Annotated in this window: 15 protein-coding genes and 1 other annotated feature; of the genes, 1 reads left to right on the top strand and 14 read right to left on the bottom strand. The window is 65.5% G+C overall.

Annotation, left to right across the window (positions count from 1 at the left end; translation table 11 throughout):
• Nucleotides 1-4: 4 nt before the first annotated feature.
• The 7 genes from P4L93_08085 to P4L93_08055 all read right to left on the bottom strand — a co-directional run bounded on the left by P4L93_08085 (nucleotide 5) and on the right by P4L93_08055 (nucleotide 9505).
• Entirely contained in the window at nucleotides 5-637 is a 633-nt protein-coding gene (locus P4L93_08085) for a phosphoribosylanthranilate isomerase (GenBank protein MDR3686897.1), read from the bottom strand.
• Between the two features lie 143 nt (nucleotides 638-780).
• Nucleotides 781-2148 carry a TrpB-like pyridoxal phosphate-dependent enzyme gene (locus P4L93_08080; protein ID MDR3686896.1) on the bottom strand — a complete coding sequence of 456 codons (1368 nt, stop codon included), beginning with the start codon at nucleotides 2146-2148 and terminating at the stop codon, nucleotides 781-783.
• An 83-nt stretch (nucleotides 2149-2231) separates the two neighbouring features.
• Entirely contained in the window at nucleotides 2232-3038 is an 807-nt protein-coding gene (locus P4L93_08075; GenBank protein ID MDR3686895.1) for an indole-3-glycerol phosphate synthase TrpC, read from the bottom strand.
• Nucleotides 3039-3040: 2 nt separating this feature from the next.
• The gene (trpD, locus tag P4L93_08070) at nucleotides 3041-4771 is read right to left on the bottom strand and encodes an anthranilate phosphoribosyltransferase (GenBank protein ID MDR3686894.1); all 1731 of its coding nucleotides are present in this window, start codon (nucleotides 4769-4771) and stop codon (nucleotides 3041-3043) included.
• On the bottom strand, nucleotides 4768-6261 hold the full coding sequence (trpE, locus tag P4L93_08065) for an anthranilate synthase component I (protein MDR3686893.1): 1494 nt from the start codon (nucleotides 6259-6261) through the stop codon (nucleotides 4768-4770). The genes trpD and trpE overlap by 4 nt, the downstream gene beginning before the upstream one ends.
• 84 nt (nucleotides 6262-6345) lie before the next feature.
• Nucleotides 6346-6622: a binding site (T-box leader), on the bottom strand.
• Between the two features lie 1771 nt (nucleotides 6623-8393).
• The gene (locus P4L93_08060) at nucleotides 8394-9224 is read right to left on the bottom strand and encodes an SdpI family protein (GenBank protein ID MDR3686892.1); all 831 of its coding nucleotides are present in this window, start codon (nucleotides 9222-9224) and stop codon (nucleotides 8394-8396) included.
• A complete protein-coding gene (locus P4L93_08055; protein MDR3686891.1) occupies nucleotides 9221-9505 on the bottom strand; it encodes an autorepressor SdpR family transcription factor in 285 nt (94 codons plus the stop codon). Before P4L93_08055 ends, P4L93_08060 begins: the two co-directional genes overlap by 4 nt.
• Nucleotides 9506-9704: 199 nt before the next feature.
• Here P4L93_08055 and P4L93_08050 point away from each other — a divergent pair, with 199 nt between their 5' ends.
• Nucleotides 9705-9839, top strand: coding sequence for a hypothetical protein (locus tag P4L93_08050; protein MDR3686890.1), 135 nt, complete (start codon nucleotides 9705-9707; stop codon nucleotides 9837-9839).
• 163 nt (nucleotides 9840-10002) lie between these two features.
• On the opposite strand, the gene P4L93_08045 is transcribed toward P4L93_08050, so the two are convergent.
• From P4L93_08045 to hisH, 7 genes are all read right to left on the bottom strand, one after another.
• Nucleotides 10003-10968, bottom strand: coding sequence for an N-acetylmuramoyl-L-alanine amidase (locus P4L93_08045; GenBank protein ID MDR3686889.1), 966 nt, complete (start codon nucleotides 10966-10968; stop codon nucleotides 10003-10005).
• Between the two features lie 41 nt (nucleotides 10969-11009).
• Nucleotides 11010-12230 carry a polysaccharide deacetylase family protein gene (locus P4L93_08040; GenBank protein ID MDR3686888.1) on the bottom strand — a complete coding sequence of 407 codons (1221 nt, stop codon included), beginning with the start codon at nucleotides 12228-12230 and terminating at the stop codon, nucleotides 11010-11012.
• 80 nt (nucleotides 12231-12310) lie between these two features.
• Nucleotides 12311-12610, bottom strand: coding sequence for a phosphoribosyl-ATP diphosphatase (locus P4L93_08035; GenBank protein MDR3686887.1), 300 nt, complete (start codon nucleotides 12608-12610; stop codon nucleotides 12311-12313).
• Nucleotides 12603-12989, bottom strand: coding sequence for a phosphoribosyl-AMP cyclohydrolase (gene hisI / locus P4L93_08030; GenBank protein MDR3686886.1), 387 nt, complete (start codon nucleotides 12987-12989; stop codon nucleotides 12603-12605). Before hisI ends, P4L93_08035 begins: the two co-directional genes overlap by 8 nt.
• 105 nt (nucleotides 12990-13094) lie before the next feature.
• Nucleotides 13095-13862 (bottom strand): imidazole glycerol phosphate synthase subunit HisF, encoded by a 768-nt coding sequence (gene hisF / locus P4L93_08025; protein MDR3686885.1) that lies wholly within the window; start codon nucleotides 13860-13862, stop codon nucleotides 13095-13097.
• Between the two features lie 4 nt (nucleotides 13863-13866).
• Nucleotides 13867-14598 (bottom strand): 1-(5-phosphoribosyl)-5-[(5-phosphoribosylamino)methylideneamino]imidazole-4-carboxamide isomerase, encoded by a 732-nt coding sequence (gene hisA / locus P4L93_08020; protein ID MDR3686884.1) that lies wholly within the window; start codon nucleotides 14596-14598, stop codon nucleotides 13867-13869.
• A partial coding sequence (hisH, locus tag P4L93_08015) for an imidazole glycerol phosphate synthase subunit HisH (GenBank protein MDR3686883.1) occupies nucleotides 14595-14956 on the bottom strand: 362 nt, incomplete at its 5' end. The genes hisH and hisA, both read right to left, overlap by 4 nt.

Raw genomic sequence — 14956 nt, 5'->3', positions numbered from 1 at the left:
CAGATCAGACCTCCTGGTCGGCGCCGCGCACGGCAGCGCAAAACGCAACGATCTTGTCGGGATCTTTGATGCCCGGCGACGCCTCAACCCCCGAGGAGACGTCGACCGCAAAGGGGCGCAGCGCAGCGACACAAGCTGCGATGTTATCAGGCTTGAGCCCCCCTGCGATAAACGAGGGAGCCCAGCCGGGAAGCACGCCTAGGGTAAGCCAGTTGAATGCTTGCGAGGTACCGCCCGCTTTGCCTGGCACGAGTGTGTCGAGAAGAAGGGCGGCGGCGTGGCCCCGGTAGGGCTCCGCCATTTCTAGAGGGAAATCCGTGCCAATGTGGATAGCCTTGAGCACCGGAACTGGAACCAAATCGCATACTTCCGGCGATTCGTGCCCGCTGAGCTGCACCGCGGTCAGACCGCACGCTTCCACGGCTCGCGCCACTTGCTCCGCCGACGGGTCGACGAACACACCCACGCGCGCCACCGGTGGCGGCACGTCGGCGAGCGCAGCCACCGCTTGCTCCACCGTCACCTGCCGAGGAGACGGAGCGAAGATCACCCCGACCGCATCGGCCCCAGCTGCAACCGCCAGCGCCGCGTCGTGCGTGTTGGTGATTCCGCAGATCTTGATGCGCGTGCGATGCATGTAGAGGTGTCTCCTCGTGACAAACGGTAGATGGGAAGCCGGAGTGCCCAAGCGAACACTCCGCAGCCGTATTCATCGCCTTGCGATGGACACTGCGAGGACGTGAGCGCGGGCGCCCCGGCCTCCCATCGAACAATCGATTCTTACAGGTCGTCCCCGCACAACGTCGCGCCAGCGGAGAAATCGTAGTCCTGAAGATCGCCGGCGTTGTACGCAGCGTACGCGGCCAGATCGAAGTGCCCGTGGCCAGACAGGTTGAACAAGATGACCTTGTCCTCGCCGGCTGCCTGGGCGGCCTGAGCCTCCATGATCGCAGCAAGGATCGCGTGGCTGGACTCCGGTGCCGGGAGGATCCCCTCGGCGCGTGCGAACTGCACGGCGGCCGCGAAGCACGCAGTCTGGTCGACGGCGACACCCTCAGCCTCGCCCTCGTGGACGAGCTGACTGACAAGCGGCGAATCGCCGTGGTAGCGCAGGCCGCCGGCGTGGATACCGGCCGGGACGAAGTCGTGGCCCAGCGTGTACATGAGCATCTGCGGGGTCATGCCAGCCTCGTCGCCGAGGTCGTAGCGGTAGTCACCGGCGGTCAACGTTGGGCACGCCTTGGGCTCGACTGCCACGAGGCGCGCATTGCTCTTGCCCTCAAGCTTGCGATGGTAGTACGGGAACGCAATACCGGCGAAGTTCGAGCCACCGCCGATGCAAGCGATGACGACATCAGGCTCTTCCTCGGCAAGTGCCATCTGCTCGATAGCCTCCAGCCCGATGATGGTCTGGTGCAGACAGACGTGGTTGAGCACGCTGCCGAGTGCGTAGTGGGTGTCGTCGTTCTTCATGGCGATCTCGACGGCCTCGGAGATCGCGATACCGAGCGAACCGGTGGAGTCCGGGTCCATGGCAAGCACGTGACGGCCGGCCTCGGTGAGGTTGCTTGGAGACTTGTGAACGGTGCCACCGTAGGTCTCCATGAGGATGCGGCGGTACGGCTTCTGGTCGTAGCTCACGCCGACCATGAAGACCTCGACATCGATGCCGTACAGCGCGCCCGCGATCGACAGAGCGCTGCCCCACTGGCCGGCGCCGGTCTCGGTCGAGATCTTGGTGATGCCTTCCTGCTTGTTGTAGTACGCCTGCGGGATGGCCGTATTGGGCTTGTGCGAGCCTGCGGGGCTGACGCCCTCGTACTTGTAGAAGATCTTGACGCCCGCAGGCAGGCCGAGGTCGCGTTCGAGCTGCTTGGCGCGCAGCAGTGGTGATGGACGATACGTCTTGTAGACGTCGATCACAGCGCCGGGAATGTCGATCCAGCGGTCCGGCGACATCTCCTGCTTCAGGCACTCCATCGGAAACAGCTTGGCCATCACCTCGCCGATCTGGTCCCCATTGAGTTCGGTCCCATCCGGCGTGACCACCTTCGGAGGCGCAGGCGGGTTCTTCAGGTCCGGAATGATGTTGTACCAGGCCTCAGGAATCCTGGTCTCGTCGAGTCCGAATCGCGTCTTGTCCGACATGGGTGACTCTCCTCTCACTGCGGCTATCTGGCACGTGCGGTGGTGCGTTCGTACGGTTCTTTCGTTGGTCAGCCGTGTGCTCTCTATCCCGTCACGGGCGCGCGCCGGGCGACACCCGTCAACTCCTCAAGCAGGTCTTCCGGAAACGCCTCGCGCATCAGTGCCTCGCCCACAAGCACCGCGTCTGCGCCCGCAAGTCCGGCCGCGGCCACGTCGGCACGCGACTTCGTGCCGCTCGCGGCGACCACGATCGCGCCGGCCTCGGCGGCCTCGGCGACGAGCGCCCGAGCGGCCTCGGGGTCGACCTTGAGCGAGTGCAGATCGCGGTTGTTGATCGCGATGACGCGCGCGCCGGCCCGCAGCGCGATGGCGAGCTCGGCCGAGGTGATCACCTCGACGAGCGCGGTCAGGCCGAGCGTCTGCGCGATGTCGAGGTACTCGGCGGTGCGCTCGCCCAGCACGCTGACCATCAGCAGAATGGCGTCGGCACCGTGTCCGCGCGCGACGAACAGCTGGACCGGGTCGACGACGAAGTCCTTGCACAGCACCGGGATGTCGACAGCGTCGGCCACGTCCGAGAGGTCCGCGAAGCTGCCACCGAAGCTCTCCGGCTCGGTGAGCACGCTGATGGCCGCAGCACCACCGTCCTGGTAGTGCAGCGCCTGCTTGCTCGCCTCGCAGTCGGGGGCGATGGGACCGACGCTCGGCGAGGCCTTCTTGACCTCGGCGATCACGGCGATGTCGACGCGCTCGCGCAACGCGGCGGCGAAGTCACGCACCGGGCGCGCGCAACAGGCGAGGCGCTCGCGGTCGGCAGGCGACAACTCGCCATACTCGGCAGCGATGCGGGCTTCTCGACGCACGATCATGTCCTCAAGGAAGCTAGCCACCACTACAAACTCGCCTCCGTGACCGGCTTGGCGCGGCTGGCGGCCGCGGACAGACGCCGCGACAGCTCGCCGAGCGCATCGAGTGCGGACAGAGCGCGGCCGGTGTCGATCGACTCGCGGGCCAGAGCGACGCCCTCGGCCAGGTCGGCGACCTTGCCGGCCGCGAGCAGCCCGGCTGCCGAGTTCAGCAGCACGACATCGCGCCGAGGACTGATCTCGCCGCCAAGAATCGCCCGCACGATTGCCGCGTTCTCGGCGGCGTCGCCACCGGCGATGTCGGCCAGCGTGCCGCGAGCCAGGCCCACGGACTCCGGCGTCACCTCGTACGTGCGCACCCCGCCTGCCTCGACGTCGAACTCCGAGACGGTGGTGGGCCCGCTGCCGCTGACCTCGTCCATGCCGGGATGTCCGTTGACCACCAGGACGCGCTCGGCGCCGAGGCGCCCAGCCACCTCGGCCATGACCGGCGCGAGCCGCGCATCGTAGACGCCGAGAAGCTGGCGCTTGGCCCCAGCGGGGTTGGTAAGCGGGCCGAGAATGTTGAAGACGGTGCGGATGCCGATCTCACGACGTGTGGGCCCGGCGTGGCGCATCGAGGAGTGCAGCGCCTGAGCGAACAGGAAGCCAACACCCACCTCGTCGATGCAACGTCCGACGTCGGTCGCGGACAGCCCGATGTCGATGCCCAGAGCCTCGAGCACGTCGGCGCTGCCTGCGGCGCTGGAGACTGCGCGGTTGCCGTGTTTGGCGACCGGCACGCCCGCGCCCGCAACCACGAAGGCCGTCGTCGTCGAAATGTTGAAGGTATGCAGGCCGTCGCCGCCCGTCCCGCAGGTGTCGATGTAGCCGGTCACGGTCGGGCGCACCGGGGTCGCGTGCTCGCGCATCGCACGAGCGAAGCCGACAATCTCGTCGACCGTCTCGCCCTTCATGCGCATGCCGGTGATCAGCGCGCTGATCTGCGACGGGGTCGCCTCGCCGTCCATTACCTGGTTCATGACGACGTAGGACTCGTCCTCGGTCAGCGACGCCCCGGTCGCGACGCGGCCGATCGCGCCCGCCGGGGTGGTGACCTCCGCGGTCCCAGCCACCGCACGTGCGGTTCCGCCTGCCGCCGCCACCAGGCCCGGCGTGCCGGACACACCGCCAGCGAGCGGCACCTCGCCTGTGACGTCGAGGAAGTTCGCGAGCAGCTTGGTGCCTTCCGGCGTCAGCACGCTCTCGGGATGGAACTGCACGCCGAAGATGGGCAGCTCGCGATGGCGAAGACCCATGATGACGCCGTCGGGCGTATGGGCCTGCACGACGAGTGAGTCAGGCACGCTATCGGCGTCGACGCACAGCGAGTGGTAGCGAGTGGCTGTGAACGGGCTGGGGATGCCGGTGAACAGGTACTGGCCGTCGTGCGTGACCTCGTCGGTCTTGCCGTGCACCGGGCGCGGAGAGCGGCACACCGTTGCGCCGTACACCTCGGCGACGCACTGATGGCCGAGACACACCCCCAGCAGCGGCACGCCAGCGCTGGCAGCAGCGCGGATGACGTCGCGCGAGATGCCCGCGTCGTCGGGAGTGCCGGGGCCGGGTGACACCACGATGCCCGCCGGCTTGAGCGCCAAGGCTTCCTCGGCGGTCAGCGTGTCGTTGCGGCGAACCTCGACATCGGCTCCTAGCGCGGCGAGCAGCTGGACGAGGTTGTAGGTGAAGCTGTCGTAGTTGTCGACGATGAGAATCATCGGCCCACCACCTCCTCGGCGTTCATGCCGGCGGCGAGTTCGAGCGCCTTGTGCAGCGCTTGGGCCTTGTGCATACACTCCTCGTATTCCGTCGCGGGATCGGAGTCCATCACGATGCCGGCGCCGGACTGTACGTAGGCGCGACCGTTGACCAGCACCACGGTGCGGATGGTGATGCACATGTCCATCGCGCCATCGAGTCCTACGTAGCCCACCGTCCCGGCGTAGGGGCCGCGTGCCTCGGGCTCCAGCTCGCGGATGATCTCCATCGCGCGCACCTTGGGAGCGCCGCTCACCGTGCCGGCCGGGAACGTCGCCTCGAGCGCGTCGAACGCGTCTTTGCCCTCGGCGAGCGTGCCGGTCACGTTGCTGACGATGTGCATGACGTGGCTGTAGTACTCGACCTCCATCAGCTCGTCGACGCTCACCGAACCCGACTCGCTCACGCGGCCCAGGTCGTTGCGGCCCAAGTCGACGAGCATGACGTGCTCGGCGCGCTCCTTCTCGTCGGCCAGCAGGTCGGCGCGCAGACGGCCGTCCTCGGCGGCGGTCAGACCGCGCGGTCGCGTGCCGGCAAGCGGACGCGTGAGCACCTGGTCGCCCTCGACGCGCACGAGAGGCTCCGGGCTCGAGCCCACGAGCGTCACGTCGCGGGTTCGCACGTAGAACATGTACGGCGACGGGTTGACGGCACGAAGCACGCGGTAGAGATCGAGCCCGTCACCCTCAAACGGTGCTGAGTAGCGCTGCGAAAGCACCACCTGGAAGATGTCGCCCGCAGCGATGTGCTCCTTGGCCGCTTCGACCTGCGCCATGTACTGCTCGCGGGTGGTGTGCGCCTCGAATGGCACCGGGACCTGTACGCCGTACGCGCCCAGCTCGGCGCCGCGCGGGCCCTCGTCGATGCGCTTGAGGTAGCTGTTGATGCGCGCCAGGGCCGCATCGTAGGCGATGTCGGGAGCCCCGCCCGGGCGGACCGGCGCGATGACCTGCATAACTCGGCGGGCGTGATCGAACGCCACGACGATGTCGGCCATCATGAACGTGAAGTCCGGCACGCCGAGGATGTCGTTGTCGTGCCGCGGCACCTTCTCGAAGGTCGAGGCCGTCTCGTACCCCACGTAGCCTACGGCGCCTCCCACGAACAACGGCAGCCCCGGCACGCGCGCCACGCTGCCGGCGGCAAGCTCGCGAGCGACCACCCGTAGCGGGTCGTCTGCGTACTCGCCGCTCACGCCGCCGTTTTCGACGACGACCTCGTTGCCGCGCCCACTGATGACTTGGCGGTCGCCGATTCCAAGGAAGCTGTAGCGGCCCAAGCGCTCACCGCCGATGACGCTCTCGAGTAGGAACGCGTGCTCGGCACCTTTGGCAAGCGCCATGAACGCGCTGATGGGCGTGGCGAGGTCGGCGTAGACCTCGCGCGCCACGGGGACCACATCGTGGTCTGCGGCGAGACGTACGAACTCGTCTCTGCTCGGAAGTATCATCTTTCATCCTGCCTCTCGGTCGCGGGTAGCCGACCTCACCGACGCGCTGTAACTCGGTCCCGGAATACAAAAAGCCCTCGTCCGCCAAGGGACGAGAGCTTTACTCTCGCGGTACCACCCTTGTTGACTCTATCGCTCTCGCGACAAGCCCACTTTGGTCTAACGGGCACTCGGTGAGGTTCCACCTTCATACCCTGCCCCTTGTATCGGTGGGGATCCGCCCGCACTAATCGGCCACGTACAGCCTTTGTGCGAGTGCCTCAGGGGCCCATTCCTCCGGTGTCACGCGTCGAGGTTTCACCATCCCCGACTCTCTGCAAAGCGCTTCAACCGAAGTACTCTTCCCCGTCACAGGCGCGCCTGTTCGGTTCCGAGCAGTCTATCCCGCCGGGGCGGGGAGCTGTCAAGCCCCTAGCGCCGGAAGAGTGGTGCCTGGTCGTCTGGTCAGGCGCCTCCACGCGCTCTCCACCGATGGAAACCGGGCCGATGTTAACATCGGTAAAATACTCGGGCCGATCCGAGGATGCCTTGCCGCCGTACACACGTCTTTCGCACGCATGCGCGCTCATTGCGGTGCTCGCCGCCGGGCTGCTGCAGCCCGCGCTGGCAGGAGCAGCGCCCGCCCCAAGCGTGGTCGCGACGAATGCGACCCTGGCCTTGGGCCCCACGCATGTCATGACCATCTCGGCGGGCGGGCTCGCGGTTCGTCTGCAGTCCTCCGTCGCGACGGCGCGCACGCTCAACGTCACGCAGGACACGATGACCTACACTCTGGGTGCGCTCAAGAGCCCCAAGGGCTTGCTCACGCTGACGCTGCGAACCCTGCCAAGCGGAAGCAAGATGCTCTTCGCCGATCTGGCGGCCAAAGACTCAACGCCCTCGGTCAACCTCGCGATCTCGAGCGCGTCTGAAACTGCGGTGTTGCACGACCTGCATTTGCAGCCCAATCTCGCCCCAAACAAGGTCCAAGGCGTCGACCACACGACAGGGCCGATCGGTTGGGTGGACTTTTCGCTGGGCGCGGCGTCGGATGCCCCGTTGTTCCTGAGCAAGGCGTACCGCTACGACATCCTGACCAAGAGCTACCCCGGCGGCGGTCTGAGTACGGTGCGCGAACTCATCTCCGAGAGCCCGACGATGACCATCGCGCAGGGTGGCGCCGACACGCTTGCGACGGTCAACCTTGGGCTTGATGCGAGCGGACGCCAGCACTCGCAACGCTACTTCATCGCCTCCAAAGCGCCAATCACCGACTCGACCGTGGGCGTGTACAGCATTGGCCACGTGACGCGTGACGAGTGGCGCTGGCTCGATCCTTTGGGCTCCTATTACAAAGCGCCTTACTCGATCGAGCCCGAAACCAAGCTCGGCTACATCCGGTCGCTCCTCGATATGAACGGCGGCGAGACCCTGACCGCCTACAGGGGGACCGGCTCGGCGCTCTTCGGCGATCTGCTCGCAAACGACCTGTATACGCTGGGTGCCTTCCGCTCCAAGGACGGATTGTGGCGCACCGACTACACGAGCACCTGGGTTAAAGATGAGTCGGGGATCGTGGCTCCCTACGTCGACACGCGGCACAACGAACACCTCTCCGAGCTCTCCCTCTCGATCGCTGAAGCGCTGGGCAGCCAGGGCGTGGTGGCTGTCGCCGAATGCACTCGATGGGCAGACAACTATGCCAAATACCTCAACGGACTGGCCGCCAGCGGAGCGGTGGTGCGCACGCAGCACGGCATCCTGTTTGCCGACTACTACGACGCGTCCGGCAAGCTCAAGGTCCACACGTCGATGAACCACGCGCTCGGGGAGATGAACTACCTCTACGACATGTACGTCCGAACCGCCGATCACCGCTACGTCGACCTCGCCGAGCAGATTCGCGCGGGCATCGACGACACGGCCCCGGGGTGGATTCGCGCGAACCACGACCTGTTCTACCAGCGAAACATCGATGGCACGTTCAGCGGAACCGACTACCCCTACGTGACGTACATGGATCTGCTCGGGGCGCGCATGCGCGTCTTCGGGATCATGGGGGCGATCGACCCAGCCATCGAGATGCTGCTGGCATCCAAGGCAGACTTCCTCAATCTCCGGCCCGACCAGCTGCTTGCCGAGGCGCCGCCGGCTCAGTCTGGCCCGAGCGGCTTGCCGCAGGCGATGCACTCCGAGTTGCCGGGCGCGTTCTCGGCGCCACAGGCGGGGCAGAGCTTGTCGATGTGCGCAGCGCTCGCGTCTCCCGGCTGCAGCAACGGGACCGGCTCGGCGTCTATCTCCTCAGCGAGAGGGCCCGGCTCAGGTGGCTCCATCTCGTCGGGGTGAAGCTGCCGGTACAGGTTCATCGAGTAGATGTAGATGACCGGCAGGATCACCAGGAGCGGCAGCACGATCAGCGCGACGCCAACCAGTGGCGGTAGGAATGCTCCGACGATGGCGAGTAGACCGGCGACCATGAGCATCCGGCCGCCAAGCCGATTCGTCTTGGCCCACACCGTATCGTCGGAGAGCGTCCATCGCGTGCGCACGCCCATCGTCCAGTTGCGCTTGACCCGTCCCATGTAGTTGCCGATGACGACGAGCATCACGCCGGTTGCCACTTCGACGATGCTGGCCATTGGAAGCGCGTTATTGGACGACGCATACAGCTGGCCCACGAACACAATCGTCATCATCCCGGCGAGAAGCTCCAACGCGATCGAGTAGACCTGCTTGGAACGCAACAGGTTGGCGCGCTGCGGGTCGAGGTAGGGCACGAGCCACATCAGGACGTAAACGGCCAAGGTTGTCAGCGGAGCGAAGAAGACAGTCAGAAACGACCGGGTACCCCATCTGTCGATCTGCCCGCTTGGCCCCCAGTGCATAGGAATGCGTGCCGGTAGCTGCGGATAGACCAGCGCGCCAACGACGAACATCGCCGCGATCAGCACCAGCGGCAGCTTGGGCATGTCCTTGAACTTCATCGAGCCGGCCCTTCCCCTTCATCTTGGTTGCCGAGAAACCCCATCGCGTACGCCATCAGGTCCTGGAACACCGTGGTGTTGAGCGAGTAGACGATCGCCTGCCCCCGACGCTCCGCGGTTACGAGTTCGGCCTGCCGGAGCGCCGAAAGGTGGTGAGAGATGGACGGCTTGCTCATCGCGAAGTTCTCGGCGATGGCGCCTGCCGTCATGTCACCGTCCTGCAGCAACCTGAGTATCTCTCGCCGAGTCTCGTCCGAAAGCGCCTTGAACACGTCGGGCACCGCGGGCCACACTCCGAATCGTTAGATGTTTAGGTAAACGTCTAAATCTTAGGACTTTGGAGCGTGATGTCAAGCACCGGCGTTTCCGATTCATGCAGAACTGGTATGAATTCTTAACGAAACTTGGCAGACCTGTTGCTTATTATGGGGTCACCTGCCCCGCAGATCTCGGCAGGAGCCATCGCAGGGAGATGATGAGATGGTCCGCAAGGAAACCTGTCCGGCCTGCAAGGGCAATCGGTGGGTCACTCTGAAAGACCAGACCGGCCGAGACGTGAACCGCAAGTGCCCGTCGTGCGGTGGCCAAGGATTCAAGGTCCGCGTGACCCACTAGTAACCCGGGGCCACGTCGCACCGTGACGAACCTCCCGCAAGACATACCAGCAAGCACAACGCATTCCGGCAACTCGCAATGGTTTCCTGCAAGCCGCAAAGGATGCTCACAAGAAAGGGCCGCCCACTGGGCGGCCCTTTCGGTTGCGATCGAGCGCGCTTCCCTATCGCGTCTTCAGATACGCGACGATGCCATTGGCCATGCCGTCGGCGAGTTTGTTCTGGTAGGCGGCGGTTCCGAGCTTTGTCGCTTCGGTCTTGTTGCTCAACAGCCCCATCTCGACAAGCACGGACGGGACCTGCGACCAGTTGAAGCCGACCTCGTCGTTGCGCGGCGTGATGCCGCGATCCTTCGCGCCGGTCGCGGCAAGAGTTGCCGCCTGAATCAGGCTCGCCGCAATCTTGCTTTGCGCGACGATGGGGTGCGCTGGGTACCAGTTCTTCTCGGGGCGCAACGTGAGAACGCCGGTGACGTTGGACGGCCCGCTGTCGCAATGCAGGCGGATGAACAGCGCCGCGTTAACGCTGTTGGCCAGCTCGGCGCGCTGCTTGTTGGTGATCTGGACGTTCTGCTTCGTGCGGACCATCACGACTTTGACGCCGCGCGCCTCAAGCACTTTCTGAAGCCTGAGCGCGACCTCGAGGTTACGTTCGCTTTCCTCGGTATGCGTGAAGCTGTCGTAGGCTCCGGACAGGATCTTAGCCTTCGTTGTGGTCGAGCCCGGACCGATCGGGTCCACGCCCGGAACGACCTTGGCCTCGTGGCCAGCGTCGATCACCACGACGCTAGCACCGCTCACCGCTGGTGCGGCAGTCGTCTTCGCAGGCGCGGGCGTCGCCTTCTTCGGCGCGGTCGGCGCGGGCGCGGTCGCGGGTGAGGGCGCGACCTGCTGCGTTGTGACTGCCGCAGATGGCGCCGGCTCCGAGCTTGGGATCGTGGCCGTCATCGTCGCCGGGGACTCGACGCCCGGACTCGCCAACGCGCCGTTCGATGTGCTCGACGCCGAGTGCGAGGTCGCCATGCCGAACACAACCGCAGCCACAGCGATGACGGCCGCGATTCCGGCGACCCAGATCGCGCCGGTGATGAGCATCTTGCGGGTGCTCGGTCGATCGTGCTCGTTGTACACGGAGTGTCCTTTGGTCTGCCGGTTACGAGTTTGTGAAGCGCCTAGTGCGCCAAGTCGCCGAGCACGATGCCCCACGACGCATAGTACTTGCGGCCATCGGCATCGGTACCGAGCATGCTGATCTCGCGGAAGCCGACTTTCGCGTTGCTGAACAGAGCCTCGGCGTATCGGTGACCGTTGCGCTCGACGAACTGGGTCGTGTGAAGCGACGGGCCGGAGGTTAGTCGCAGACCCGTGATGCCTGCCGGCACCGCCGTGATGTCCACGGTGACCGTCGTCGTGATGCCGACGACACGCGAGGCGGGCGCCGGCGTGATATCGCGTACCTGGAGCGCCCCCGAGAGCAGACGGCGCTTGAAGCTGAGTGCGGTCTCAGCACTGGTGATGGTGAAGCGCTTGATCTGGAACGCATCCCAAGCGCGGGCATCGGCGATCCCCTCGTCGGTGGTAAAACCGAGCTTGTAGCCCGCCCGCTGCGCCATGCCGATCGCTTCGAGGTCGTAGTAGCCGTACGGGTAACACAGCGCCACTGGCTGCTGGCCGACGACCTTGCGAATCCAGTCGTTGGCCAAGACGAGCTGGGAGATGTTCTTGCGCTGGAACGCGTCGGCCGAGTCGGTGCGATCGCGCGTCAACTTGAGGTGGCGCCACGTATGCGACTCGATGTCGTTGCCGTCCTTGGCCAGCGCCAGCACCATGTCGCTGGTCAAATAGCCGCCGTACTTGCTGGAAATGGGCTGGGGGTTGATGAAGAACGTCGCCACCATTCCGTACTTCTTGAGCAGCGGAGCCGCATAGGTGAACTGGTTGCGCCAGCCATCGTCGAACGTGATCATGACCGGGTTGCTCGGCAGGGGCGTGCCTTGAGCTTGATGCTGCCAGAGCTGACGCGCGGTGATCGTGTGGTAGCCGAGATCGGCGAGGGTCTTGAGCTGCGACTCGAACGTCGCGGGCGTGATCGCGATCCCGTTCTTCACCTTTGGTGAGACGGTGTGGTAGGTGAAACAAGGCAGCGGCTCGAAGCCGGCGTAGTCAGGCGGCTCGAGCATCGTGGCCGGCGCGACGACGACCTGACCTCCATACACGGACGCCTTGGCCCCACCCTTGGCGCCGCCTGCCGATGAGGTCGCTGACGAAGCGCCGGCGCCGCTCGCGAGTTGCGCGGAGGCCGCCTTGCGGCCGCAGCCAGCCAGAGGTAGGCACGCCAAGGCAAGCACCAAGGCGATAGCGGGGATTCGACGGATAAAGCGGCTCGAGGGCAAGGCAACTCCTGAAAGGGCGGCTGCGGACGGAGGAACGGCTACAGGGAGAGAATGTGCTTGCGATCGGGCCGTGATTGGTACTACGTACGCCGAGAAGCGAGTTCCTCGGCGAGGTCGTCGGGGGTCAGACCCCATCGTGCCATTACCACGAGCAAGTGGTACACCACATCTCCCACTTCGTAACGCAGGTGTTCCTTGTCCGCGTCTTTTGCGGCCATGATGACCTCTCCGGCCTCCTCGGCGATCTTCTTGAGGAGCTTGTCCTCGTGGCCGGTGAGGAGCTTCGCGGTGTAGGAGAACTCGGGGTCGGCGGTGCGGCGCGCCTCGATGACGCTCCACAGCCCGTCGATGACGCTGCCGAGGGTCTGAGAGTCACTCATCGCCGTCGACCTCCTTGCCCAGATGCTTGTGGTCGGGGTAGAGCTCGCGATAGAAGCACGACCGCTCGTTGGTGTGGCACGCCCCGGGACCGTTCTGGTTGACCAGCACGAGCAGGCAGTCGGCGTCGCAGTCGTAGCGGATCTCGACGACCTCTTGCGTGTGCCCAGAGCTCTCGCCCTTCATCCAGTACTTCTGCCGGCTGCGGCTCCAGAACCAAGTGAAGCCCGTCTCGATCGTCTCGGCGAGCGACTCGCGGTTCATGTACGCAACCATGAGCACCTCGCGGGTGTCGTGCTGCTGCACGACCGCCGGAATCAGCCCGTTGGCGTCGTAGGTGAACTGGTCGATTCCGAGAAGGTCCTGTTCGCGGTCGGGCATCGTGAGAGCTCCTTGAAGTCGCGTGCTGATGCGTGGGTGGATTCTAGCAGGGTGGTACGACAAGCCGGTGACGTCGCTGCGACCGGCCAGCCAAGTCCGACGGGACTAGAGCCGCACGGGCACTCCGGCCTTGGCCATCGCCTCTTTGACCTCGCGCACCGTGTACGTGCCGAAGTGGAAGACGCTCGCCGCCAGCACCGCGTCGGCGTCGGCTTCGACGACCACCTCGGCGAAGTGGTCGAGCGTACCGGCACCGCCGCTCGCTATGACCGGGATGTTGATTGCCCGAGTCACCGCACGAGTCAGGTCGATGTCGAAGCCGTCCTTGGTGCCGTCGCAGTCCATGCTCGTGAGCAGGATCTCTCCACTGCCGAGACGCTCGGCCTCGGTCGCCCATGCCACAGCGTCGAGTTCCGTGTTGATGCGGCCGCCATTGATGAAGACCTCCCAGCGCGCCGGGCTCGAGTCGGGGACGCGTCTGGCATCGATTGCCACGACGATGCACTGAGCGCCGTAGATGCCGCTCGTGTGGGTGATGAGCGATGGGTCGCGCACAGCGGCGCTGTTCAGCGAGATCTTGTCGGCGCCAGCCTTGAGCATCGCTCGGATGTCATCGGCCGTGCGCATCCCACCGCCCACCGTGTACGGGATGAAGCACTCCTCGGCGGTCCGCGTCGCGACGTCGAGCATGCTGGGACGATCTTCGTGCGTGGCCGTGATGTCGAGGAAGACGACCTCATCGGCACCGGCCTTGTCGTAGATGGCGGCCATCTCGACCGGGTCGCCGGCGTCGCGCAGGTTCACGAAGTTGACGCCTTTGACGACGCGACCCTCGTGGACGTCGAGACAGGGTATGACGCGCTTCATAAGCATGGCGTCACGCCTCCCCTCGTGCAGCTGCGAGCGCCTCGGGCAGCGTGAACGCGCCTTCGTAGATCGCGCGGCCGGCGATGACGCCCTCGACCATGTCCGGGCCGAGTGCCGCAAGCGCGCGGATGTCCTCGAGCGTGGACACGCCGCCGCTGGCCACGACGGGGAAGCCGGCGACGGAAGCGACGTGGCTATACGCCGGCGTGTTGATGCCGGTCTGCATGCCGTCGCGCGAGATGTCGGTGTAGACGAGGTGGCGCACGCCGAGCGCCGTCAGTTCGCCGACCAGCTCATCGGCCGAAGTGGCCGTGCCCTCGCGCCAACCCTCGACCGCAACCATCCCGTCGCGTGCGTCAATGCCGGCCACGATGCGGTCGCCATACTTCGCGACAGCGGCCTCGACGAACTCGCGGTCGGTCACGAGCTTGGTGCCGAGCACGCAGCGCAGCACGCCGGCGAAGGCCAGCCGCTTGAGCGTGTCCAGCGATCGAATGCCGCCGCCCACTTCGACCTTCAGTCCGCTGTCATTGGCGATGCGCTCGATGATGCGGATGTTCTCGGGCACGCCGGTTCGCGCACCGTCGAGGTCGACGACGTGGACCCACTCGGCGCCCTGTTCGGCGAAGTGCCTGGCCTGCGTGAACGGATTCTCGTTGTAGACGGTGACTCGATCGTAGTCGCCCTGCGCGAGCCGTACGGCCCGGCCGCCGAGGATATCGATTGCGGGAAAGACGATCATGCGAGGCCCTTCTCGGCGACGCGTCCGAAGTTCGCGAGGAGCTTGAGGCCCTCGGTCGAGGACTTCTCCGGGTGGAACTGGACGGCGAACAGGTTGCCCGACTGGACGGCCGAGGCGAAACGCACGCCGTACTCAGTCGAGCCGATGATCGTATCTGAGTCGCGCGGCACGATGCGGTAGCTGTGGACGAAGTAGAACGCCGTGGACTCGGGGATGCCCTCGAACAGTGGGCTTTCGCGTGGGTACTCCACCGTGTTCCAGCCGATGTGTGGGATCTTGACGCCCGCGGGCAGCTTCTCGCAGGTGCCGGGCACCAGCCCAAGCCCCTTGTACTCGCCGTCCTCATAGCCGATGTCTG

It is taken from the genome of Coriobacteriia bacterium, assembly GCA_031292615.1.
In the GTDB taxonomy this organism is placed as follows: Bacteria; Actinomycetota; Coriobacteriia; order Anaerosomatales; family JAAXUF01; genus JARLGT01.
The sequence above is the reverse complement of the archived record's forward strand: the minus strand, read 5'-3'. Positions and strand labels throughout refer to the sequence as shown.